This is a genomic window from Variovorax sp. RO1, assembly GCF_002849325.1.
In the GTDB taxonomy this organism is placed as follows: domain Bacteria; phylum Pseudomonadota; class Gammaproteobacteria; order Burkholderiales; family Burkholderiaceae_C; genus Variovorax.
On record NZ_PKMT01000004.1, the window covers coordinates 54226 to 79008 of the forward strand.

The following is a 24783-nucleotide window of genomic DNA, read 5'->3' on the forward strand; positions in this document are numbered from 1 at the left end:
TCTTTCTCCGTGATCGAGGTTGTTGAAACGTCGGCGGCGCTCATGCCGACAGCACGAAATCGGCCTGCGTGATGGTGTTCGTGCCGACCCCGTTCACACCCATCATCAGGATGCTTTCCAGGCCGTCGAACTCGATCAGCGTGTTGGCCCCCAGGTCGGTGATGGACACGTTGGCGGCAAAGTTGCCCGCGTTGATCCCCATCGCGGAGATGTCGAGCCGGTCCTGCCCGTTGAGCAGGTTCCCGCTGGCATCGAAGCCGAGGATCGTGTCGTTGCCGAACCCCGCCGCGAACACGAAGACGTCGTTCCCCGTTCCGCCGTCCATGGTGTCGTTGCCCGTGCCGCCGGTCAGCCGGTCTGCGCCCGCCCCGGTGTTGAGGGTGTCGTTGCCGCCGGCGCCATCCACCACGTTCGCGGCATTCAGGAGGGCCACGGGCGCGAAGGTGATGCTGTCGTTGCCCTGGCTGCCGATCACGTTCTCCACCGAGTTCAGCGTGTCGGTGCCGGTCTCGGCGCTGGTGGCGGAGGTCGGCGTGACCGTCGCGCCGGCCGAGGTAGCGGACAGGTCGTAGGTGTCGGTGCCGAGGCCGCCGGAATAGCTGTCGTTGCTGTCGCCCACCGTGGCGATAAAGGTGTCGTCGCCCACATCGCCGTTCACCGTGTCGCTGTCCAGCCCACCGGTGAGCCTGTCGTCGCCCGCCTGGCCGTTGATGGTGTCGTTGCCCGAGCCACCCAGCACGATGTCGTCGCCGCCTCCCGCACTGATGGTGTCGTTGCCGCCCTGGCCGTCGATGAAGTTCGCGCCGCCGTTGACGACGATGGTGTCGTTGCCCTGGCTGCCGATGATGTTCTCCATCGTGTTGAGCGTGTCGGTGCCGATCTGCGCGCTCGTGGCGAGGTTGACCGTCACCGTCGCGCCGGCCGTGGTGGCCGACAGGTCGTAGGTGTCCACGCCGGCTCCGCCGACATAGCTGTCGTTGCCGTCGCCGATCGTCGCGACGAAGCGGTCGTTGCCGCCGCCGCCATTCATCGCGTTGGCACCGGTGTTGCCCGTCAGCGTGTCGTTGCCGGCGCCTCCGGTCACGTTCTCGATGTTCGCCACCGATTCGAATCCCGTGGCCGTGCCGGTGGCCAGGTTCACGGTGACGGCCGTGGTCGTGGCGCCGTAAGTCAGGGTATCGGCGCCGCCCTGGAGGTCGGCCGTGACCGCCTCGATGCCGGTGACGGTGCCGCCCGCCAGGGACGCGATCGCCGTGCCCGCCAGGACCACCGCGAGCGTCTGGCCCAGCGCCGTGCCGGCGATGGTCAGCCGGTCGTTGGCGCCCGCGCCGCCGTTGATCGTGTCCGCGCCGTCGCCGATGATGTAGTGGAAGAGGTCGTCTCCCGCACCGCCATCGACCGTGTCGTTGCCGGCGCCGCCGGTGAGCGTGTCGTTGCCCTCGCCACCGGTCACGGTGTCGTTGCCGCCGCCGGCGTCGATGACATCGTTGCCGCCCTGGCCGTCGATCACGTTCGCACCGCCGTTGACGACGATGCTGTCAGCGCCCTGGCTGCCGATGAAGTTCTCGATGGCAGAGAGTGCATCGGTGCCCGTCTGCGCGCCCGTGGCAGTCGTCGGGGTGATCGTCACGCCCGCAGTAATCGCGGACAGGTCGAGCGTGTCGACGCCGCCGCCACCGGCGTAGCTGTCGTTGCCGTCGTTCACCGTCGCGACGAAGCGGTCGTTGCCGCCGCCGCCGTTGAGCACGTTGGCCAGCGCATTGCCCACGAGCACGTCGGCGCCATCGCCTGTCGTCACGTTCTCGATGCCGGCGATCGAGGCGAAGCCCGAGGCCGTTCCGGCCGTGAGGTTCACCGAGATGGCGGCGGCGCTGGTGTAGGTCAGCGTGTCGACGCCGAGCTGCAGATCGGCCGTGACCGATTCGACATTGCTCACCGTGCCCCCGGCCACCACCGTGAGCGCGGTGCCGTTGTAGCTCACCGCCAGCGCGTCGGCCCCGGCCGTTCCGATGACGTTCAGGGTGTCCAGCCCCGCGCCGCCGTCGACGGTGTCCGTGCCTTCGCCCATCGTGTAGTTGATGGTGTCGTTGCCGGCGCCGGCCACGATGCTGTCGCTGCCTGCGCCGCCGTCGATGAGGTCGTCCTGGCCGAGGCCATTGATGGCATCCGCGCCGCCGCCGCCGAAGATCACGTCCTGGCCTTCAGTGCCCGTGAGGACCTGGGCGGCGTTGTTGGCCGCGATGAAGTCGCCCGTGACCACGGTGGCTGCGGAGCTCACCGTTTCGAGCGCGCCCGCATCGTCCGTGAAGCTCACCGTCAGGCGCAGTTCGCGGTTGACCTGGCCGGCGCCCGGCGTGAAGGTCGCCAGGGTGGCGCCCGCGATGGGCGTGAACCCGGCGCCGCCGCCGCCGACGCCCGTGTTGACGGCCTGTTCCCATTGGTAGCTGAAGACGGCCCCCGTCAGCCCGTCCACGTCGCTGATGCCGAGGGTCGATGCCGTGAGGGTCTGGCCTTCGGTCGGCGTGGTGTCGCTGATCGTCGGCTGTCCGGTGGCTGCGGCGTTGAGGGCCAGCGGCGCGGTGGCGGCGGAGTACACGTTCTCCAGCACGTCGTTGGCATCCTTGTAGACCGCCCGCACGCGCAGTGCCAGGCCGGACTCGAAGGTGCGCGGCGTGAAGCTCGTGCCGGTGGCCCGGGCCACCTCGCCGCCGGCGTTCTCGATCAGGATGTCCTCGAAGATGCCGGGGCGAACCTCGGCCTGCCAGTAGTAGGCGATGGGGCCGGTGATCGCGCCGTCGGGGTTGGTCGCGCTGACGTTGTCCGGATCGGTCACGCCCAGGGCCGACACGGTGAGCGTCGCGCCCAGGGTGGGCGTGGTGTCACTGATCGTCAGCTGGCCTTCGGGGTCGAAGTTGAAGCCTTCTTCCGCAATGAACGCCGCACCATCGGAGAACTGCAGGCGCTCGATGTTTCGCACCACGTCGATGCCGTCGGAGCCGGCCACGCCGTCCACGACATGGCTGACGCGCCAGACATCGTTCTCGAGGAAGGTGATCTCGTAGTTGCCGAACACGTCCGAGAAAACGGCCGTGTCGAAGTCCGGCCCGTCCGACATCAGGATCTCACGGGCAATGGTGAGTTGCCCCGGGTTGTAGGTGCCGTTGAAGACCAGCCGCTGCAGCGCCAGGTCGGTCATGGTGTCGTAGCTCGCGATCTCGGCGCCGGTGCCGTCGGCGTTCTCCCGCACGCTGATGCGCGCGTTCAGCCAGGCATCGCCGTCGATGATGTCGTTGCCGCCGCGGCCCTCCAGCAGGTCGCTGCCGCCGCCGCCCAGGATGATGTTGCCGGCGAACGAAGTCACCGGCCCGTCCATCTCCATGCCGACCCCGAGCACCTCGTCCAGAAGCTCCTGCAGGCCGTCGATGAGTTCGATGTGGGTCAGCACGCTGCCGGTGGTGCCCGAAAGCGCCATGGCGGCCGGATCGTTGTCGTCGCCGCGCAGGACGTCGGCATGCGCCGAGCCCGACATGCCCTCGATCGAGGTGAACCGCGCCAGCACGGTCGCATTCGAGATCGGCACGGGCGTTTCGTCGAAGGCGCGCAGGAACAGGTCGGCCGTGACGCCGAAGGCATCGTCCTTGAAGCCGGCCCAGTCGAAGCCGGAGCCTCCTTCGTAGCGGTCCACCTGTCCGCCGTTGCCGAACATGATGTCGTCGCCGCCTTCGCCGTCCATCCGGTCGGAGATCGAGTTGCCGATGAAGACGTCGTGGCCCACCACCTGGTCGCGGCCGAAGGCGTCGAAGTTCTCGCCGGCGCTGCCGTCGGCCATGCCGTGCTCGATCCAGTCGTCGCCCTCGTTGCCGAAGACGAACTCGTTGGCCCGGGCCCCGAGGATGAAGTCGTTGCCCGTGCCGCCGAACGCCTCGGACGGGTCTTCGCCGGTGACGATGAAGTCGTTGCCGTGGCCACCCAGGATCAGGTTGATGCCGTTGCCGCCGTGGATGGCGTCGTTGCCGTCGCCGCCCTGCATGTTGTCGTCGCCACCCAGGTCCGTCATGATGTCGTCGCCGGCCCCGCCGAAGACGAAGTCGTTGCCATCGCCGCCTTCGAGCCGGTCATTGCCGGCGTCGCCCCAGAGCGTGTCGTCGCCCAGGCTGGAGATGATGGTGTCGTTGCCCGCGGTGCCGCCCAGCACGACGTGGTCCTCGCCGCTGTAATGCAGGTAGTTGGCGTCGGCCGCGTCGGTGCCCGGGTTGTTGCGCAGCACCACCGGCGTGAGGCTGCCTTCACCCGTCGGATCGTCGCGCCCGTCGAGCCCCAGACCCGTGAACTGCCGGGACGAATCCACCTCCAGCGTGTATCCCGGCGCCGTGAAGATGTCGCCGGGCAGGTGCTCGACGTCGGTGTTGGCCATCACCAGGCGGGCGAAGGAGTTGTTCTCCAGCTCGGTGAGGAAGTTCAGGCCCTGCGTGCGCTCCAGGTAGTAGAAGCGGTCGCCGTCCTGGAGCTTCTCCATCTGCTCCTCGAAGACGAAGTTGAAGGTCGAGCCGAGCAGCCCGCCGAACGGCATCTGCTTTTCGGCCAGGCCGCCGATCCACAGGTCGATGTCGTCGACGCCGGTGGTCGTGATGCCGGCCTGGTCGGCGTAGGCATTGCGCCCGTACAGGAAGTCGAGCCGGTCTTCCGGCGCACCGATGCCGCCGTAGACCAGCGCCACCGCCGCCGCGCGCTTCTCGGCCAGGGTGTCGGCCGCGGCCAGGCTGGCGTGCACGCCGTAGGCCGCAATGAAGTTGACCACCGAGGCTTCATGCTTGATGTGCTCCATGAAGTCGACCCAGTTCGCGTAGGGCTTGAGCTGGCTGTCGCCGGTCACGCCGTAGAAGTCGCGTCGCGCGGCGTTGAGTGTCGGCACGCCGGTGTCGCGTCCGCGCACGATGTTGATCGTCGCCAGGTCGAGCGGCAGGCCCAGCAGGTTGTTGCGCAGGGCCTCGGTCACGAACTCGTCGATCTCGTTGCCTTGCTGGCGCGTGAGGCCGCGCGCCAGGGCGCCGGCAGCTTCTTCCGCCGTGATGCCGCTGGCTGCGAACGCGAGCGGATTGAGGAAGGCCTCGATCAGCCCGAGCTGCTGGGTCGGGTCGGGCGTGCCGCCGATCACGTTGAAGTCGGCGTCGAAGCGGTCGACCGTTTCCGTCAGCATCGAATGGCCGAAGCGGTACACGGTGTGCGCGAACTCGGCGACGATCGACGGGTCGATCTCGGTGTCGTAGACCTGCGTGGCGGCAAAGAAGATGTCGATCTGCGGCTGCACCTTGCGCGCGAACTCCTCGAACACCAGGTGCTGGTACTGCATCTCGGTGCCGAAGCGGGCCGCCTGGAACAGGCGCTCGCCGTCCCACGAGCCGTCGGGCAGGTGCCATTCGGCAATGAAGGCCGCGTCGCCCGAGGCCATGATCACGGCCTTGGTGTGTTCGACCAGCCGGTTGTGCTCCGCGTGGAACACATGGTGAATGCTGGTCAGCGCGATGTTCTCGTTGACCCGGCCATCGCCGGCGATGTAGTGCGCGTCGAGCAGTTCGTCGTCGTAGAAGCCCGCGGCCGGTGTGCCGCCGGTGATGTCGTCGGTGTCCGGCGCCAGCGCAACGCCCTGGCTGTTCACCGGGTTGGCGGTGTGCGCGATGTCGGCCAGGAACACATGGCCCGTGCGCACGGCCAGGCTCGCATCGATCGGCGTGCCCGGCGAGCCCGAGGCCAGCGTGCCGCCGGCCTGCAGCACGATCTGCGCGAAGCCGGTCACCGGGTCGGGAATGAAGTTGCCGTACTCGTCGGCCGCCAGCAGCGGCAGGTTGAGCGCGTCGGCATCGTCCAGCGCAATGCCCAGCAGATCGCGCGCCTGCGCCTTGACCACCGCCCAGGTGGCCATGCCACCCAGTTCGATGTCGTCGGCCGTGCCGAAGATGCCGTCGGCGCCGAGGTCGCGGTTGGTGATCAGCCGCCCGGTGGCGACCGGCTTGCCTTCGGCGTTGAGCTCGTAGGAACGCAGGAAGACCTGGTGCGAGGAATGCGACGTGTAGGTCTGGTTCTGGTCGATGAAAGGCGTCGTGAGGTTCGTGGCCTCGTGCGTGGTGTCGTCCGCGGTGCCCATGACGCCGTCCTCACCGGGGCCGGCCACCTGGGTGGCGCGCGTCAGCACCAGGAAGTTGCTGTTGCCGCCCGGCACATAGAGCGGATCGTCGGGCTGCAGCGGGACGAAGATGGTGCCGTTGCCGCCCTTGGCCACGAGGTCCAGGCCATGGTCGAAGAACTGGCCGAAGAAGGTCATGAAGGCGTTGAACGGCGCCGACAGGCCTTCGTCCGGCGCGGTGTTCGGAATGACCAGCAGGGTGCCGACGGGAATCGCCACGCCGTCCAGGTCGTACAGAACGCCGTCCACCAGCGTGCCCAGGCCCGCGTCGACGAACGCGCTCACCGCGGCCGGGTTGTTGCTCGTCATGTCGACGATCAGGTTGCTGATGATGCGAGGATCGGCATCGACCACATGGCCGCTGGTGCCGTAGTCGGTGTTGGTGAGCGTGGTCCCCGGGCCGAGGTTGATGGTGTCGCCGTCCTGGTCGTTGAGGAACACCGGATCGACCAGGCGCGGGAACAGCTGGTCTGCGGCGCCGTATCCGGACTGGCCCTGCACCAGGTTGTTGTAGGAGCCGTCCACCGTGCGCAGGCCGAGCGGCGCGCGCGCGTTGTCCAGGATGTCGGTCAGCGCCTCGCCGCTCGCATGCCGCTCCGAGATCTTGATCTGCTCCAGGATGAACTGGAGGTCCGACTGGAGGAAGCGAACGCCCGCGCTGTCGACCAGCGCGGAGGAGGGCGGTGGCGCTGGCGGTACGACGGTGGCCACGCCGGTGACGGCGGCGGTGGGCGTGGAGTACACGGTTTCCAGCACACCGTCGGCATCGCGGTAGACGGCCCGCACCCGGATCGCCAGGCCGTCGAAGGGCGCGGTGACCCGGAAGGTCGTGCCGTTCACCGTGGCAGGCTGGCCGCCGCCCAGGTCGATGATGTCGCGGAAGACGCCCGGCGCGCGCGTCGGGTCGGCCTCGTACTGCCACGTGTAGCTGATCGGTCCGGTGACCGTGCCGCCGGGATTGTCGGCATCGGTGAGGGCGGCCGACACGCTCAGGAGCTGGTTGATCTGCGGCGTGTCGTCGCTGATCGTGACCGAGCCGCCCGGTGCGTTGTTGCTGCCGGACAGCAGCTGGACGGCGTCGGAGAACTGCAGCCGCTCGATGTTGCGCAGGGTGTCGGTGCCGTCGGTGCCGACGTTGTCGGTCACGATGGTGCGCCCATCGGTGCCGGTGGTGACGGTGTAGTTGGCGCGCGGCCCGGAGAACATCGCCGTGTCGTAGTCGGTCCCATCGGACATCAGGATCTCGCGCACGATGCTGAGCTGGGTCGGGTTGATCTCGCCCGAGAGCATGCGCGGCACCAGCTCCTTCAGGCTGTCGACGCTGGTGAGGCCGGGCACGCCCGAGACGGCGATGCGCACGTTGAGCCAGGCGTCGCCATCGATGATGTCGTTGCCGCCGCGGCCCTCGATGAGGTCGCTGCCGTCGCCGCCGAGGATGATGTTGCCCTCGCCGAACGAGGTCATGCCCGCGGGCAGCAGGCCTTGCAGGCCGTCGATCAGCGCGATGTTGGTGAGCACGCTGCCGGTCCAGCCGGCCTCCAGGATCTCGGCGGCGTCGGCGTCGTCGCCGCGCAGGAAGTCGGCGAAGGCCGAGCCCGACAGGCCTTCGGTGAAGGCGAAGCGGTCCATCATCGCGGCGTTCGAGTTGACCACCGGGGGCACCACGAAGTCGTTGACGATCATGTCGGCGGTCACGCCGTACTTGTCGAACTTGTAGTTGGCCCAGTCGAAACCGGAGCCGCCGTCGAAGTGGTCTTCGCCGTCGGAGCCGGTGAAGATGTCGTCGCCGCCTTCGCCGATCAGCTCGTCGAAGCCGCCGCCGGAGATCAGCACGTCGTTGCCGATGACGCCGTCTCTCACGAGCGGATCGGCGCTGTCGCCCGTGGTGCCGTCCTGGGTGCCCAGCTCGATCCAGTCGTGGCCCTCGTTGCCCAGGGTCGGCAGGTTGCCCTTGCTGCCCAGGACGAAGTCGTTGCCCTGGCCGGCGAAGACTTCGGAAACGTCCTCGCCGGTGACGATGAAGTCGCTGCCGTCTCCGCCGATGATCAGGTTCGCGCCGTTGCCGCCGTGGATGACGTCGTTGCCGCCGTTGCCCTTGAGCACGTCGTCGCCGCCGCGGTCCGTGATGATGTCGTCGCCCGCGCCGCCTTCGACCTGGTCGTTGCCGTCGCCGGACTCGATGCGGTCGTTGCCGCCATCGCCGTAGATCGTGTCGTCGCCGATGCTGGCAATGAGGGTGTCGTTGCCCTCGGTGCCGCCGAGCACGACGTGTTCGTCGCCCGTGTAGCGCAGGTAGGTGGTCTCCACGGCCGCGGTCGTGGGATCGTCACGGATCACCAGCGGGATGAGCTCGGTGCCGCCTTCGGTCGGGTCGCCGTGGCCGTCCACGCCGATGCCGGTGAACTGGCGCAGCGGGTCGACTTCGAGAATCAGGCCCGGGGTCGAGAAGATGTCGGCCGGAAGGTGCGTGGCGTCGGTGTTGAGCATCACCAGCTTGGCGAACGTGTTGTTCTCCAGCTCGGTGAGGAAGTTCATGCCGGCCAGGCGCGAGAGGTAGTAGAAGCGGTCGCCGTTCTGCAGCGCCTCCATCTGCGACTCGAAGACGAAGTTGAAGGTCGAACCGAGCAGGCCGCCGAAGGGCATCTGTTCTTCGGCCAGGCCGCCGATCCACAGGTCGATGTCATCCACACCCGTGGTGGTGATGCCGTTGACCATCGCGTAGACGCCCGTGCTGTTCAGGAAAGCGAGACGGTCCGCCTCGTCCGCGGTGAAGGTCCGCTCGCTGGCCGTCCCTGCGTTGAGGACGACGCTGCCGCCGAAGACGAGTGAGCCCGCCACGGCCCGCTTCTCGGCCATCGTGTCGACGTCGGCGGCTGTCAGCGCGGCATGCGTGCCGTACGCCGCAATGAAGTTGAGGACGGAGGCCTCGTGCTTGAGGTGCTGGGTGAGATCGACCCAGCTCGTGTAGGGCCGCAGCTGCGGGTCCGCGGTCGAGGCGTAGAACTCCCGGCGTGCTTCATTGAGCGTCGGAATGCCGGTGTCCCGGCCGCGCGCGATGTTGATGGCAGCGAGGTCCAGCGGCAGGCCCAGGAGCTGGTTGCGCACCGCGTCGGTGACGAACTCGTCGATCTCGTTGCCCACCTGCCGGGTCATGCCGCGCACGATGGCGCCGGCCGCTTCCTCCGGTGTCAATGCACCGTCGTTGTTGAACCCGAGCGGGTTGAGGAAGGCATCGACGAGCGCGAGATCGCTCGACAGGAAATTGGGGTCCAGCCGGTCCACGGTCTCGGTCAGCATCGTGTGGCCGACGCGGAAGACGGCATGCGCAAACTCGGCGACGATCGCCGGGTTGATCGTCGTCTGGTAGTTGGTTTCGGCCAGGAAGGCATCGACGTTCGGCTGCATCTTGCGTGCGAACTCTTCGAACACCAGGTGCTGGTACTGCATCTCCGTCGCGAAGCGCGCGGCCTGGAAGATGCGCTCACCGTTCCACGAGCCGTCGGGCAGCTGCCACGAGGCAATGAACGCGGCGTCGCCGCTTGCCAGCACTGTCGCCTTGATCTCTTCCGCCTGCCGGTTGTGCTCGGAGTGGAAGACGTGGTGGACGGAGGTCAGGGCGATGTTCTCGTTGCCGCGACCGTCGCCGGTGATGAAGTGGCGATCGAGCAGTTCGTCGTCATAGGTGCCGGGTTCCGAGAGGCCGACAGCCGAGTCGCTGTCCGGCGCCAGCACGCCGCCCACGAACACAGGCGCCGCGGCATGCGCGATGTCGTTGAGGAAGGCGTGGCCGGTGCGAACGCCCACGCTGGCGTCGATGGGCGCACCGGGCGTGCCCGAGGCCAGCCCGTTGCCGTCCAGGTCCAGCGGCCCGCCGACGTCGGCGGCTCGCAGCACGATCTGCGCGAAGCCGGTCACCGGGTCAGGAATGAACTTGCCGAACTGGTCCGTCGCCAGCAGGGGCAGGTCCAGCACGTCGGCGTCGTCGAGCTGGATGCCGAGCATCAGCGCCTGCGCCTTGACCTGGGCCCAGTTGGCAAGACCACCGTCGGTTCCATCGAGAAGGTTGCCCGTGGCCACCGGGCGGCCATTGGCGTCGAGAACGTACTCGCGCAGGAATACCTGGTGCGAGGGATGCGAGGTGTAGGTCTGGTTCTGGTCGACGAAGGGCGTCGTCTGGTTGGTCTGGTCGCCGTTCTCGTCGCGTATGGCGCGCGACAGGATCATGAAATTCGGGGCGCCTGGGGCCGTACTGAACAATGGGTCGTCCGGCTGCAGCGGCATGAAGATCATCTCGGTGCTGCTCTTGTTGACCAGATCGAGGCCGTGGTCGAAGAACTGGCCGAAGAAGGTGAACCATGAGTTGAAGGGCGCCGAGAGGCCTTCGTCGGGCGTGACGTTCGGAACCTCCAGCAGCGTGCCGGGGGGAATGACGACGCCCTGCAGGTCGTACAGGACGCCGGCCCCGTCGAGCGTTCCGAGGCCCGCGGCCACGAAGGCGCTCACTGCCGCGGGGTTGTTGCTGGTCATGTCGGCGACCAGGTTGCTGATCAGCCGCGGGTCGGCATCGACCACATTCCCGGCGCTGCCGTAGTCGGTGTTGGTGATCCCCGCGAAGGCGTCGTCCTGCTCGTTGCTGTAGGTCTGCGTCACCAGCTGGGGAAACGGGTTGTCGGCCGAGCCGTAGTCGGTCTGGCCCGGCATCAGGTTGTTGTACGACCCGTCGACCGTCCTCAGGCCGAAGGGCGCAAAGGTGTTCGGGACCAGGCTCGCGGGGTCCGCGCCCGCTGCTTGTGCTTCCGCAATGAGAATTTGTTGAAGAATGAATTCGAGATCGGATCTGATCAGCGTGGCCATTTCTATTCTCCTCAAGACGAACGACTTTCAATGCAGCCCCGATCCCGCCTACATGGCAAAAAGGCTCATGTAGCGTGGCTCAGGAGTGACCGCGCGCCTGGAATTACCAGCCGCGGGTTTTGCGAGGGATTGGGGCAGTGCGTGACTTGGTGGCGGTCACGCCTGGGGAACTGTCAGGTTCGTCGTCGGCCACTCAGGCACCGCAACGGGGCGGTGTCGAGGACATGCATTGCGCGAAGTCGGCTGGACGCAATTCCGACAGGGAGATGAAGCCCGCATCTCAGGCGGACCTTGATTCGACACTTGTTCATGCGATACCCCCACCATTGATCTTGGTAACAAGAATCTGGGTCGGCACGCCGAGAGTCGTTGCCGCTGATAAGCGGACGGCAACCGGTGGTCGATTGGTTGTCTTCGTAAACGAAGGTGCTAATTATGAGAGTCCATCTTCAGAAATGCAACTTTCTCACATACAAATTAACTGACGAGAGACTGACTAGGAGCGCCCTAGCCAAAAAAAAACTGCAAATGCCGCGACAGCGGCCGAAATCAGGGCGATCAGCGTCATTTCCCCATCTGCCCCATTGTTTTTGGGGGACACCGGAGCGGAAGGGGGAGGGCTTTCATTGCCGTGTTGCGGACTCGCGAAGGGGCTGTAGACGGCCGAGCCGGGACGGTCCGGGTCATCGCTTCCTGAAGCCGTCGGCGCGTCGGGAGAGGCCGTCACCACGGCCGCGTCATTTGCGACTTCTCCGTCTGGAACGCCGCCATCGGGGTTCTCTTGCACAGCATCGGCTGCAGACGCGGCTTCCGACGCGATCGCCAGGTTCGCGCACAAGCCCTGCGTTGCACAGGCAGCCACAAGCAGTGCCTGCACGAAGGGCCGCTTGTCGCGCGCGCGGCGAGGGCGGTCGGGGAAATCGAGCGGGTTCATGAGGGTCGCTGCCTCTCAGATCAGGCCCGTGTGAACGGCGAAGTTCACTGCCTGGGCGCGCGAATGCACATGCAGCTTCTTGTAGATGCTCTTGATGTGCACGTTGACCGTCTGGCCGGTGATGCCGAGCTTGGCGCCGATCTCCGCGGAGACGTAGCCCGAGGCCACGCAACGCAGGACCTCGCTCTCGCGTGGTGTCAGCGTCATGTCGCGCGGCGGCGGTCTCGGCGGCGGTGACGCCGGGTCGGCGACCGGCGCGCGCGGGTGGTAGTCAAGGCGGTGCAGCAGGCGCCGCGTGAGCCGGGGCGTGATCGCCGCGCCGCCGTTCACCACGTGCAGCACGGCATCGGCGAAGCTTTGCAACCAGGCGTTCTTCAGGAGGTACCCCATCGCGCCCAGTTCGAAGGCGCGCAGCACGTGGGCATCGTCCTCGAGCGAAGAGATCACGATGACCTCGCTGCTGCGGTGCAGACGGCGTGCCTCGGTGATCAGCTCGAAGCCCATCTCGTCGCCCAGCTGCAGTTCGAGCATCAGCACATCGAACGTGTGCGTGGCCAGCAGCCTGCGCCCCTCGCGAACGCTGTCGGCCTGGCCCTCGAGTTGGATGCGCAGGTCCGACAACAGCTCCTGGGCGATCACCCGGCGCATGTACTCGTCGTCGTCGATGAGCAGCACGCGCACCGGCGATTTTTCCTGGCCGATCAGGAAATCCGGCCACAGCCTCGCGGCGGGCGCGCAGATGCCGGCAGAGGCCTTTTCGCCCGAGCTGATGAGCCTGTGGTCAAGCATGTTCTTGCCCCGGTTGGCGTGAGCGACGCAGGCCGGTCGTTTCGGGCGCGGTCGGGCAGACGAAAAGGTCGTCCGGCGAGGGCTTCGGGGCCACTCCCCCCATCGGCGGTGAAGCAGTTTGGGGTTTCATACATTCTTCAAAAGAAAATGAGAGGCGCGTGCCGAATTGGATATTTTTCTTTGAGTTTTGAGTGGAATTCAATTCGGACCGAGGCTCACGCAATCCTATGAAGTTGACGCAGCGGTTGCGCGGGTCTTTTGCTCCTGTTTGTGGAAAGACATGAGTGTTTCAAAATGGAACTACCTGAACCATGACGTTCGATATACCTAACTTTCCTGCTTTTGAAGGTTAGGCGAAAAATCAGCGAATTGTCAGTCGTGCGAGCAATCCCGGTGTGAAGTCGGAATGCGTGGATTTATGAGGGAAAATTTTGAAGAATATGAAATTAATCAAATATCGAATACACGGCAAATGGAATATTTCAGGATTGTGCGAATTGCAAATATCATAAAACCATTTGAAACCACGGAAATAATTTGATTTTAATCGTCAATTTCAATTTTATCATTTGACGCCATCAGTTGAATAAATAAAACCTTGCCTTCATTTAATTTTTTGATGCTTTGGTCGTGATTTAAATTAAATTGAAATTCGTTGTTCTTTAAAACAACGCGAGATGCGATGCCGGGTCTTTTTCCCTCTGCCACACCGGTGCGCTCCCGCACGCCACCGAATCGCCGCAAATGGAGATCGGAAAGCGGGGAAATGGTTGATCCCAGGAGGCAAGCCGGCGTTATGCGGCCCGCAGTGAGTACCCCCGGGGCGCGGGGCCGGCGCGTGTCAGTGCGCCATCGCGTCGAGGCGGTGCTTGACGGCGTAGATGTACAGCTCGAGCCGGTTCGTCACGCCGAGCTTCTGGTAGATCGACGTGAGATGGTTGCGCAGCGTGTGTTCGGTGACGAAGGTCTGCCCGGCCAGGGTCTTGTTGGAGGCGCCGCTGCCGTGCACCACGGTGCGGACGATGTCGCGCTCCTTCTGGGTCAGGCTGGCCTGCTTGGCAGACTCGGGGTCGGCTTTCGGTGGTTTCTTCACCGAAGTGAGCTCCGAGAGCACGCGACCCATGGTCGGAGCGTCGACGCAGAGCTCGCCGTGGTGCACGCGTTCGATCGCATCGAGCACCTGCTCGGCCGAGGCGTCCTTGCGCATCACGCCGCGCGCCCCGCGCAGCACCGCAAGATCCAGGGTGCGCTGCTCGCGTTCGCCGGTCAGCACGATGACGCGCGACACCTCGTTCGACAGCAGCTGCGGCAGGATGTTGAGCGCGCATTGGCCGTCCAGGTCGAGGTCGAGCACGATGACATCGGGAACCAGGCTCTGCGTGTGCGCCACGGCTTCTTCGCAGCAACTGGCGGTGCCGACGACCTTCATGCGCGGCTGTTCGCCGTCGATGAGCCGGGACAGGCCCCACAGCATGGTCTGGTGATCGTCCACCAGCAGGACGCCGATGGGATGGGCTTCAGTTTGCATGAGGGGCTCCTCGGGGTGTCGTCGTGCTTTTTCTGTCAGATGGGGATTTCGATCAGCACCTCGGTGCCGCCGCCCCTGCACCGGTTGACCTGCGCGCGGCCTCCGAGCGCTGCGGCGCGGTCGCTGAGGGAGCGGGGCCGGAAATCCGCGAAGTTCTCTTCTTCGCCGCCTTCGTTCTCGATGCGCAGGTGCAAGCAGCCGTTGCGGCAGCCGATGCGCACGCTGCCGTGCCGCGCCTGCGTGTGCTTGCAGATGTTGTTCAGGCCTTCGCCCACCATCTGCAGGACCTCCGCGGTCATCCGGTCGTCAAGGCGCATCTGGCCTTCGACGTTCACCGAAATCTCGATGCCGTAGAGGCCCTGGATGCGGGCGGCCTGGCGGTACAGCTGGGGCAGCACGAGCCCGCTCGAACTTTCTGCGCCGTCCTTGACCGTGCCCGCAAAGCGCCGCAGGTCGGCGATCACGCCGTTCGCCACCTCGGCGAGCTTGTCGAGGTCTTCGAGCAGCGGGTTGTCTGCGGCGGCCTTCTTGCGCAGGGCGCACAAGCCCATGCGCAGCCCGATGTAGGGCTGCACGGCCGTGTCGTGCAGGTCCAGCGAGATCTTCAGGCGCTCGGTCGCGGCCGCTTCGGAGGCCATGCGGTCGAGCACCTCGATGGTCTCGATGACCGGGAAGATCTGTTCCATGAGGTGCGCGAGAAACAGCGCATCGGACTTGCTGAAGTGGCCGTTGCGTGACGAGATGAACACGCGGCCTTCGCCCAGCCGCAGCGGCAGCGCGGCGCTGATGAACGCGCGGGCCTCGAGCATGGCGGCCACCGCGGCACTGCGCCTGGCGCCGTCGCGGTCTTCGGGACGCCAGCCGGTCGTGCCGGGTCCGTGCATGTGGCTGCGCGCAAAAACGAGGTGCAGCGGCCAGGGCAGGCGGTTTCTCAGCACGGTGTGCGGATGCCCGAGCGCCATCAGCGGCGATTCGGCGATGCCCCCGAGCGTCTCGACACCGACATGCTCGCAGGTGTCGTCCTTGCGCAGCGTGCGCAGGGTCCAGTTGCCGGTGGCGGTGTCGCGCATCATGAGGATGCAATGGCTGGCCCTGAAGAAGGCCAGCGTCTTTTCCATCGTGCGGGCGATGGTGCGGCCCGCGCCGAAGCGTGGGTTCGACAGCTGGCTGATGTCGCCCAGGAGGGCCAGGCGCCGCTGCAGGATGAGCTTGGAGCCGCCCCAGTGCACGATCATGTGGCCCAGTGCCAGCAGGAAGGTCGTGCGCATCAGCAGCTGCGGCGCGTCGTCGCCCGTGCTGGTGCCGAGCCCGCAGGCGGCGAACGATGCGACCGAGACGACCGTGACGCGGGCGCCTTCCTCGAAGCCCCAGCGGAACGAGGAGGTCAGGATGGCGAAGAAGTAGAACAGGAAGAACAGGCTGTGCACGCCGCCCGACACGAAGACGATCAGCGTGAACCACATCACGTCGGACCAGTGGACGGCCTTGCCCTGCACATGACGCCAGCCCCCCTGCGTGCAGGCGTGCACCAGCACGCTATGCAGAAGGTACCCGCAAAAGGCCAGCCAGACCGCGCTGGCCACCGGTTGCCGGGCCGGCCCCGCATCGACCGCCATGGCCAGCACGGCCGAAATCGACAGCACGAGCCGCATCCGGGCGGCCATGAGGGCGTCCGTCGACAGGCTGCTGTCGAGGCTGGGGGCGGAGACGGGAGCGCGCATGAAATGGCATCCTTCGCATGAACCGGTTCATGCGCGGCAGGGGCCGAAACTCAGCTGTAACAGCGGGGCGTTCATTTCTTCTGGCGAATGACGTGGCGTATGTGAAGGTTTCACATTACTGCTTTGGTTTTCGAAAGGAACCTTGTGAGTGATCTGTGACGTCTGTTGCGCTTAGTTGCAATTGCGTCGCCGACAGGCTTTTTTCATCGCTGCACGAGGAGCGTCCACCTAGGCCGAGGACCACCGCATGGCAAACGGGTACCCGTTTCATGGAGGTGTGGGGGAGGGGGATGCGAGGGGCGATGGGCGTGTGCGCCGGACGCAGAAATCCATCAGCGCGCCAGGTCTGGCACGCCGCGCGACCCGGGCTCGGATTCAGGTCCGCCGTGGCACCAGCGCCGTCCGTCCCAGGGGCGTGACCCGCAAGACGGTGGCCTGCCGCAGCTTCTGCCGTGCACGGCAGATCGGGGGGAGGGTGGCCTCCACCATGCCGGCGGCTTCAAGGACCGCCACGGAGTTGATCTCCGACGGGTCCTCGGTATGGAGGGGAAAGGTCGAGTTGCCGATCCTGCGCAGGTAATCGAGCGGCATGACGCTCCATTGGGGGCGCTCTTCATGGACTGAAGTGCCGCCGCCGCAGAGCGTGGCGGCCTCCGCATGCCCCTCGTCCGTGATGGCAAAGACCTGGGCGCTTTCGTACCGCTGGTAGCCGAAGTTGTCGACATGGAACTCGGCTTCGATGAGTCCGGTGGCGACCAGCACCGATGCGTGCCGGATGTCTGCTTCGGCAGTGAGCATGACCGGAAAACGCTTGTTCAGAAGTCGAAGAAGAAGGACGAGCGGCATGCGGTGCTCCTCGGAGTGTCAGCGGTGCCGGCTGGCCCGGCAGCGAACAGGCATCCGATGCGTAGCCCCGCAAGGGGTGGCATCCGTCAGGCGTGGGCCTGCGATGCCAAGGGGGCGCAACGGTCGCACTGAACTCGCTGGGACAGACACGGAAGCCACCAATGTAAAAAATGTGATTTTTTCACTTTAATCCCTTTTTCGTACTTTCGCCACGGGTTTGGAGACAGATGGCCGAAGGTGTTATCTGGCCCGCGTGCGCGCAGGCCCGCCGCGGTGCGGCGATGTCGAACTGAATGGGAACGTCCCGGCTTCGCCTGCCGCCGGGAGGGGCGGGCGATGCGACCGGATAGCGGCAGGGCGCTGCGCCGCCGCTTCAGGTCAAGGGGTGAATGTCACCCGCTGGGCGATCAGAACGCCGTCGACCACCCGGTCTCCGACGACTGTCACACGCTGGCCGTTGGCCAGGTTCGCGGCGGTGCCGTTCTCGAACACGGTACCCGATCCGCTGGCGTCCACCGGCTGGCCCTGGACCCGGAAGTAGGCGAGCGACTGGTAGCCGCCGATGGCGCCGATGAGCGTGAACGATGCCGGCCCGCCCGTCCCCGGCACATGGCGGATGCGCAGCTTCTTGACGACCAGTACGCCGCCGGACATGAAGCCGTCGACCTCGACCTTCACACCGTTGCCGAGCGAACCGACGGGGCCGCCCGTGATCAGTGCGTTGGTGGCGTCCACCGGCGTGCCCAGCACCTCGAAGGCGCCGCGCGAGGCGAAATCGGTGATGACCCCCGCGAGCTGCAGTGCGATGCCGTTGCTCACCGGTATCGCGTACCAACCCTCCACCTTGGTTGCCGTGAACGCGCTGCCGACCGGCGCGGCGGTGCCACGGGCGCGCACGATGACGCCGTTGGCCAGCGACGAGGCGTCGATGCCCGCGAAGCTCGCGCCGCCATAGCTGACCGTCAGTTGGCCGAGCGTGAAGGTCTGGTTCGTGGCATCGAGGTTCTCGATGGCGCCCGTGACCAGCGGGGCGGTCAGCGTGGGCGCAATCTGCACGCGGGTGGCGCGCAGCGTGCCCGGTGCACCGGGCAGGCCCCACACCTGGATGAGGCTGCCATCGGCCACGCTGGCGAGCCCGCTCGCGTCGGCCCAGACCGTGGCCGCATCGATGCTCACGCTGATGCCCATCACGACGAAGCTGCCGGCGCCCACATCGATGCGCGAGACGGCCCCGCGCAGCTCGGCCCCCGACACGACCTGCGTCGCAATGCCGCGGGTGAAGTCGGAGTCGACCTTGCCAGCGACCCGCGCGCTCATGCCGATCTGGAGTGCGGTGGCGTCCTCGACGGTGATCGTGGCCGTGGCGGTGTCGTAGCGCAGGCCGTTCAGGATGATGCTGCCCAGGCCGTCCGCCGCGCCGATGCCGGCGGCGTCTGCAGTGACGCCGGTGCCGCCCGAGCCGACACCGGAGCCGTCGGTGTTGCCGTTGCTGGCGGTGTCGCCAGAGCCGCCCGTGCCCGCACCGGACCCGGTCGAATCTCCGCCCGAGCCTGTGCCCGCGCCGCTCGGGCTGTCACCGCCGATCGCAGTGCCCGTGCCCAGGCCGAGGTTCGATGCCGAGCCACCACCGCCGCCTCCGCAGGACATCAACAGGGCCATGAGGCCGGCCGATAGCAAGCCGAGCATGAGCCGGCGAGGTGTCTTCATCGTGCTCATGATGTGCGCTCACTTTCAGAGGACGTGGGCGGGGGCGGTGTGCCCTCGTCTTCGTAGTACGTGTAGATGCCGACCCGGATCCGCCCTTTGGCGCGGGCCGACGCGCGGTCGACCGCCTGCGCCATTTCCTGTGCGAGCTCGTGGTGCAGGGCGGACCAACGTTCGCGCACCAGGCGATGGATCTGTTCGCAATCGTGCAGCGACAGCCCGCGCGCGTACACCGCGCGCTCGAGCATGCGGGGCTGCTCGCCCAAGGTGTTGGAGACGGCTGCCAGCAGGTGGTCCCGCCCGTTGTCGCCCAGAAAAGCCAGCATGGATTGCAGGTCTTCCACGGGCACGAAACCATCGGTGGTGAGTTCGGCCACGCCTTCGTTTTCGGTCACCATGTTCAACCGGATCAACTCGTCGAGGATGGTGCGGTGGTGAACGTTGCCGCGGCTGCTCAGGCGCGCGACCGCCTCGAACGAAGGTGCCGTGTGGCCCGCCGTGACGGGCAGGCGCCGGAACGAAGCGTCTTCGGTCAGCATCTGCAGCCACAGCGTGAACGTCTTGGCCGCGGCCGACAGCTCGGTGTGTGGCAGGGGATCGACGGTGGCGCGGACCTTGGCGGTCACCGCCTTGCGGTTCAGGCCCGTGGTGACGGACAGCTGGCTCAGGTTGGGCTTGGGAACGCCCTGCGTACGCCAGGAGTGCTGCGCTTCCTCGATCAGCAGGTCGCGCAGCAACTCCTCCAGGTGGGGATGCTTGACCCCCATCGCGAGGGCGAGCCTGACCACGGGTCTGAGGATGCGTGAGCAGGCCGCGAGGGCCCAGTCCAGCCGTTGTTCCATGACGCGACGTGTAGTCCTGAAAGTGCAATGCCGACAGGATCGGAGGCGGCGCCTCCGACCACCATCAACGCCGCATTGTCCTGCGCACTGCGCTGGAGTGAAAGCTTTGGACCACGGTTTGTCGGCCAGTGGGCCAAAGTTTCATTGTTCAGGCACTGGGCGGCCGTCCGGCCGGTGATGCGGGTGCCGATCGGCTGATCGACTGGCCAGGCTGTCTATGTCTATGTCGATGCCGGCAGCGAGCGTGTCGATGCGCGGGCCTGAGCGTCAGGCCGCTTCGAGCCCGGTCGGAAAGTGCACGCCCGCGCGCTGCGCGGCCTGCACGATGTGCTGCGTCATCGCCTGCTGCGCCAGCGCCGGGTTGCCTTGCGCGAGCGCTTCGATGATCGCCATGTGCTCGTCGTAGGTGGCATGGCGCGCGCCGCGCTTGTAGAAGGGCAGGCGCTGGCTCTCCTGCATCACTTCGGCGCTGTTGCGCAGGATCTCGGCGATGGCCTGGTTGCCCGCGATGCCGATGATCTGCATGTGGAAGTCGAAGTCGAGCTGCGTGGCCTGCGTGAAATCGCCGGCGTCGATGCACGTGCGCATCGCCTGTGCATTGGCGCGCAGCGCGGCCAGATCGTCCGCCTCGATGACCAGGCAGGCCAGCCGTGCGGTGAAGTTCTCGACCGCGAAGCGCAGCTGGTACACGTCCTGCAGCGAATGCGAGGTGGCGAACTTCCAGGCCGGGGAGGCCGCCGGCGCCAGTTGGCCGCCGTCTTCGGCCACGTACATGCCCTTGCCGGGGCGCGGAATGACGAGGCCCGTGCCCTGCAGCGTCGACAGCGCCTCGCGCAGCGAGGTGCGGCTGATGCCGAGCTGCTCGGCGAGGTCGCGCTGCGAAGGCAGCAGCCCGCCGGCCACGTAGGTGCCGTCCGCAATCCGCTGCTGGATGAGGCGGGCGGCGGTGGCGGCAACGGCGGGGGAGGCGAGCATGGGCGGTTTTCGGTTCGGAGTGCGGCAGTGGCGGGAGCTGGAAATCTTACTGTGGCCGCACCCTGGGCCTTCCCTACTTGTTGACCAGCTTCGCCGGCACCGTGTAGGTGAGGAAAGCGCCGAACAGCAGCACGCCGGCCAGCACGAACAAGGCGATGTCGGTGCTCTTCGTGGCGTCCTTGATCAGGCCGATCATGTAGGGGCTCACGAAGCCGGCCAGGTTGGCGAAGGAGTTGATGAGCGCAATGCCCGCCGCCGCGCCCGCGCTCGACAGAATGGCCGTCGGCAGGCTCCAGAACAGCGGCGACGTCGCCAGGCTGCCGCCTGCGGCCAGGGCCAGTGCGGCCAGCGACAGGTACACGTTGTTGCTGAAGATCGCGCTCAGCGTGAGGCCCAGCGCGCCGCAGCAGAAGGGCACGATCAGGTGCCAGCGGCGTTCGCGCATGCGGTCGGAGCTGCGGCTCACCAGCAGCATCGAGACGATGGCCACGGCAAACGGAATGGCCGTGAGCAGACCGATGTTGAGCGCGCCCGACACGCCCGACTGGCGCACCAGCGTGGGCAGCCAGAAGGTCAGGCCGTACTGGCCCATCACCGTGCAAAAGCAGATCAGCGCCATCTTCACGATGCGGCGGTCGGCGAACAGCGCGCGCAGCGTCATGTGGCTGGTGCCGCCCTTGGTGGCGTTCTCGGCGGCGATGTTGCGTGCGAGCACGGCCTTCTCTTCGGCCGTGAGCCAGCGTGCGCCCTGGATGCTGTTGTCGAGGTACACGATGACCAGCAGGCCGATCACCAGCGAAGGCAGCGCCTCGACGAGGAACAGCCACTGCCAGCCGCGCAGGCCGCCCATGCCGTGCATGGCCTCCATGATCAGGCCCGACAGCGGTCCGCCCAGCACGCCCGACACCGGAATCGCGCACATGAACACCGCCACCATCTTGGCGCGGCGGTGCGAGGGAAACCAGTAGGTGAGGTACAGGATCATCCCCGGGTAGAAGCCGGCCTCGGCCGCCCCGAGCAGGAAGCGCAGCACGTAGAACTGCGTGGGCGTGGTCACGAACATCATCGCGGCCGAGATCAGGCTCCACGTGATCATGATGCGCGAGATGGTGGCCTTGGCGCCGATGCGGTGCATCAGCAGGTTGCTCGGCACCTCGAAGAAGAAGTAGCCGATGAAGAACAGGCCCGCGCCCAGCCCGTACATCGTTTCGCTGAACTGCAGGTCGCTGAGCATGTTCAGCTTGGCGAAGCCGACGTTCACGCGGTCCAGGTAGGCGGCCACGTAGCAAAGCATCAGGAAGGGCATGAGTCGCCATGCCACTTTCTTGTAGAGCGCGTTCTCCGCTGCAGCAGAGGTGGTGGCCGGCTGCAGCGGCGCATGAAGGGTGGTGGTTGACATGGGCGGTCCTCGAAGGCGTCGATGGGATGGATTAACTGGTATTACCGGTATGATTTAACGCGACCGAGACCTTAAGGCTTCACGCACCATTGGACACTAGCGATTTCCCTGACGCCAGGCGATTGACTGTCCGGATGCATCGCAAGGATACTGGTAGTACCAGTTGGACCAAATGCCGAGGAGTTTCCGTTGACGATTGCCAGCCCCACTTTCCTGCCCCCGGCGCCGGGCACGCCCGCGTCGCTCGCGCTCGTTGCGCAGCCGCTGACGCGCGAGGCCTTCGCCGCGTTCGGCGACGTCATCGAGAGCGCGCACAGCCGGTCGATGTCGATCAACGCGGGCATGACCACGCGCTTCCACGACCTCGCGCGCGTGGACCCGGGCCCCGGCGACAGCCGCGTGCTGGTGAACATCTTCGAGACCCAGCCCTATGCGATGCCGTTGCAGGTGCGCATGCTGGAGCGCCACCCGCTGGGCAGCCAGGCCTTCGTGCCGATGGACGGCAGCCGCTTTCTCGTGGTGGTGGCACCGGCCGGCGAGGCGGTGCGCGTGGAAGACATCCGCGCCTTCGTCACCGACGGGAAGCAGGGCGTGAACTACGCGCGCGGCGTCTGGCACCACCCGCTGGTGGTCACGCAGCAGCCGGCGAGCTTCGTGGTGATCGACCGCGGCGGGGTGGGGCCGAACTGCGACGAGATCTTTGTGCCGCCGGGGTGTGAGGTGCGCGTCAGTCTTGCGGACTGAGCGGGCACGCGCAGTAGCTCAGTACTGCAGCTTGGGGTACCAGTCGGTGCCGCGTCCGTCGGGCGTGAGGTCGAGCACCGACCACAGCGAGGCAATGTCGGGGGCATCGCGCGGGTCTTGCCCGGGGTCGGCCATTTCGCGCGTCATCTCGCTGGCCCAGAACAAGCGCACCTTCTCGCCGTCGCGCTTGAACACGACCAGCGCCGGGTACTCGCTGCCGTCCGCGAGCAGCACGCCCAAATCTTTCGCGTAGTCGTCGCCGACCGTCTGCACGAAGTTCAGGTCGCGCCAACCGCGCTCCTGCGCGAAGGCGCACTGCCGCTCCACCGGCGAGCGCCCGAGGATCTTCAGTGCCACGCGCTGCTTGATGTCGGCCGCGTTGCCGTTCACCGCGCCGAGCCAGTTGGTGCACATCGGGCACGGGCGTTCGCGCTGCGGCCCGTACATCCAGAAGTAGGTGACCAGCGTGTCCTTGTCGCCGAAGAGATCGGCCATGCCGACCTCGAAGGCCTGTTCGTCCTTGAAGCGGTAGTCCTTCAGGATGACGGGCCCCGGCGGCAGCGCGCGGCGCTGCTCGCCCAGCCGCGTCATGTGCCGGCGGAATTCGATTGCTTCCGCCAGCAGCGCCTGCCGGGCGGCCGCGTACGCCGCCGAGGCGCCGGGAAAAGAGGCCTTGCCCTGGGCCGCAAGCACCGCGGCCGGAATGCGTGAATCTTGCATGGGTGGCTCCTTGTGCATCCTTGTGCATCCTTGTGCATCCTTGTGCATCCTTGTGCCTGAAGGCCGCATGCTCTGGCGTTTGTGCCGCGTGCCAAGTAGGCGGAAACCGACAACCCGCCGTCGGCCATCGCCAGGGCATGTCTGTGCTGGCACCGGCGAGCATCCACAGCGCGCATCGCGAAGGCGATGAACGACGACAGCAGCTGCGGGCTTGCCTCGGACGATGTCATCTCCGCCTGACGGAATGCCCGGGCACCGCGTCGCTGACTTGCGGCCACTGGCGAACGAGGCCTACACCGTCAAGTTCATCTCGGTGAAACCTTCGGGCCATGGGTGAACGCCATGCGCAATCCAACGACATTCATGTGTATCGGAAGCCTCGCCATCGCGGTGCTCTTTGCCGCGCCGGTTGCGGCGCAGCCGACCGACAAGGCGCCCGCGCCGCAAGCGCAGCCCGACCCCGAGTTCATCGTGAAGCCGCCCGCCCATGGCAATCCGCGGCTGCTGAAGCCGGCCCCGCCCGACCGGGACCCCGGTCTGGTGAAGAAGCCGCCGACCGATGCCAAAGACGCGAAAGACACCAAGGACGCGAAGCCGGATGAGGGCAAGGCGCCTTCGCGCCAGGACGACTGCCGGGGCACCGCCGAAGACTGCAAGCAGAACTCCCCGCGCTGACGACCCCGGCGCGCTTTCATCGAAACGCTTCGACGACACGACACGACACGACACGAAACGACAGGAAGGACACGCTTCGCCATGAAATTCAAGGTTCTCAACGCCGGCCCGGAACGCACCATCGCGCTGGTGTTCGACACGGGCGACGAGGTCGTGCCGCTGCTTGAAGAGTTCGCGAAGGCGCAGGGCCTGTCGGCCAGCCGCTTCAGCGCGATCGGCGCGCTGCGCGGGGCGGTGCTGGGTTACTTCGATTGGGAGCGCAAAGAGTACGAGCGCATTCCCGTCGGGGAGCAGGTCGAGGTGCTGTCCCTCAACGGCGACGTCGCGCTCGATGGCGACCAGCCCGCGGTGCATGCGCATGTCGTGCTGGGCCGGCGCGATGGCAGCACGGTCGGCGGCCATCTGCTGCAGGCCACCGTGCAGCCGACGCTCGAGGTGCTATTGATTGAGTCGCCCGGTTATCTGCGCAAGACCTGCGACCGCGAGAGCGGCCTGGCGCTGATCGATATCGACGCCTGAGCAGGCGTCAGCTGTGCGCGGTGGGCTTGTTTATTGGCACTGGAACAGCACGCCCGATTCGGCGGGCGCCTTGCCGAGCCACTTGGGCTCCTGGCTCTTGGCGCTGCAGTAGTCCGAGGCCTGGGTGTAGGTCATGGCACGCAGCACACCGTCGCGGAAGGGAACGATCTGGTTGGGCGGCGTCGAGCAGCCGGCAATGACCAAAGCCAGGGGAAACAGAGTGATGCGCCAGTTCATCGGGCCATTCTAAAGAGGTCCCGCGGGCGCCGAAGTCTGCGCCGAGGGGAGGGCGGGGTCGACCCGCGCCGGCTTCTTTTTGCCGGGGCACGGGGCTATAGTCTGCGAGCACTGC

General features: G+C 66.4%; 15 protein-coding genes. 3 read left to right on the plus strand and 12 right to left on the minus strand.

What is annotated here, in order from left to right; all coding sequences use genetic code 11:
- Window positions 1-40: 40 nt before the first annotated feature.
- The 10 genes from CY658_RS20625 to CY658_RS20665 form a co-directional block, all read right to left on the minus strand.
- Window positions 41-11035, minus strand: coding sequence for a peroxidase family protein (locus tag CY658_RS20625; protein ID WP_101491978.1), 10995 nt, complete (start codon window positions 11033-11035; stop codon window positions 41-43).
- Between the two features lie 496 nt (window positions 11036-11531).
- Window positions 11532-11969: a hypothetical protein gene (locus CY658_RS32510; protein WP_143713727.1), complete on the minus strand. Its 438-nt coding sequence runs from the start codon at window positions 11967-11969 to the stop codon at window positions 11532-11534.
- A 15-nt stretch (window positions 11970-11984) separates the two neighbouring features.
- On the minus strand, window positions 11985-12758 hold the full coding sequence (locus CY658_RS20630) for a LuxR C-terminal-related transcriptional regulator (RefSeq protein ID WP_101491979.1): 774 nt from the start codon (window positions 12756-12758) through the stop codon (window positions 11985-11987).
- 841 nt (window positions 12759-13599) lie between these two features.
- Window positions 13600-14286, minus strand: coding sequence for a response regulator (locus CY658_RS20635; protein ID WP_101491980.1), 687 nt, complete (start codon window positions 14284-14286; stop codon window positions 13600-13602).
- Window positions 14287-14321: 35 nt separating this feature from the next.
- Window positions 14322-16007, minus strand: a complete 1686-nt coding sequence (locus tag CY658_RS20640; RefSeq protein WP_101491981.1) for a sensor histidine kinase — start codon at window positions 16005-16007, stop codon at window positions 14322-14324.
- 375 nt (window positions 16008-16382) lie between these two features.
- Entirely contained in the window at window positions 16383-16853 is a 471-nt protein-coding gene (locus CY658_RS20645) for a hypothetical protein (protein ID WP_101491982.1), read from the minus strand.
- 378 nt (window positions 16854-17231) lie between these two features.
- On the minus strand, window positions 17232-18569 hold the full coding sequence (locus CY658_RS20650) for a DUF5666 domain-containing protein (protein ID WP_101491983.1): 1338 nt from the start codon (window positions 18567-18569) through the stop codon (window positions 17232-17234).
- Window positions 18566-19399 (minus strand): DUF6502 family protein, encoded by an 834-nt coding sequence (locus CY658_RS20655; protein ID WP_101491984.1) that lies wholly within the window; start codon window positions 19397-19399, stop codon window positions 18566-18568. The genes CY658_RS20650 and CY658_RS20655 overlap by 4 nt, the downstream gene beginning before the upstream one ends.
- A 267-nt stretch (window positions 19400-19666) precedes the next feature.
- On the minus strand, window positions 19667-20374 hold the full coding sequence (locus CY658_RS20660; RefSeq protein WP_101491985.1) for a FadR/GntR family transcriptional regulator: 708 nt from the start codon (window positions 20372-20374) through the stop codon (window positions 19667-19669).
- A gap of 73 nt (window positions 20375-20447) precedes the next feature.
- The gene (locus CY658_RS20665) at window positions 20448-21773 is read right to left on the minus strand and encodes an MFS transporter (RefSeq protein ID WP_101491986.1); all 1326 of its coding nucleotides are present in this window, start codon (window positions 21771-21773) and stop codon (window positions 20448-20450) included.
- Window positions 21774-21962: 189 nt separating this feature from the next.
- On the opposite strand from CY658_RS20665, the gene CY658_RS20670 reads away from it, so the two are divergent.
- The gene (locus tag CY658_RS20670; RefSeq protein ID WP_257884948.1) at window positions 21963-22517 is read left to right on the plus strand and encodes an ureidoglycolate lyase; all 555 of its coding nucleotides are present in this window, start codon (window positions 21963-21965) and stop codon (window positions 22515-22517) included.
- Between the two features lie 18 nt (window positions 22518-22535).
- Here CY658_RS20670 and CY658_RS20675 read toward each other — a convergent pair whose 3' ends face one another.
- Window positions 22536-23237 carry a DUF899 family protein gene (locus CY658_RS20675; RefSeq protein WP_101491987.1) on the minus strand — a complete coding sequence of 234 codons (702 nt, stop codon included), beginning with the start codon at window positions 23235-23237 and terminating at the stop codon, window positions 22536-22538.
- Window positions 23238-23579: 342 nt separating this feature from the next.
- Between CY658_RS20675 and CY658_RS20680 the strand changes: the two genes are divergently transcribed.
- Window positions 23580-23912, plus strand: coding sequence for a hypothetical protein (locus CY658_RS20680; RefSeq protein WP_143713729.1), 333 nt, complete (start codon window positions 23580-23582; stop codon window positions 23910-23912).
- A gap of 81 nt (window positions 23913-23993) precedes the next feature.
- The gene (locus tag CY658_RS20685) at window positions 23994-24431 is read left to right on the plus strand and encodes a PPC domain-containing DNA-binding protein (protein ID WP_101491989.1); all 438 of its coding nucleotides are present in this window, start codon (window positions 23994-23996) and stop codon (window positions 24429-24431) included.
- Between the two features lie 30 nt (window positions 24432-24461).
- Here CY658_RS20685 and CY658_RS20690 read toward each other — a convergent pair whose 3' ends face one another.
- Complete coding sequence (locus CY658_RS20690) at window positions 24462-24668, minus strand: hypothetical protein (RefSeq protein WP_062470893.1); 207 nt, start codon at window positions 24666-24668, stop codon at window positions 24462-24464.
- Window positions 24669-24783 lie beyond the last annotated feature (115 nt).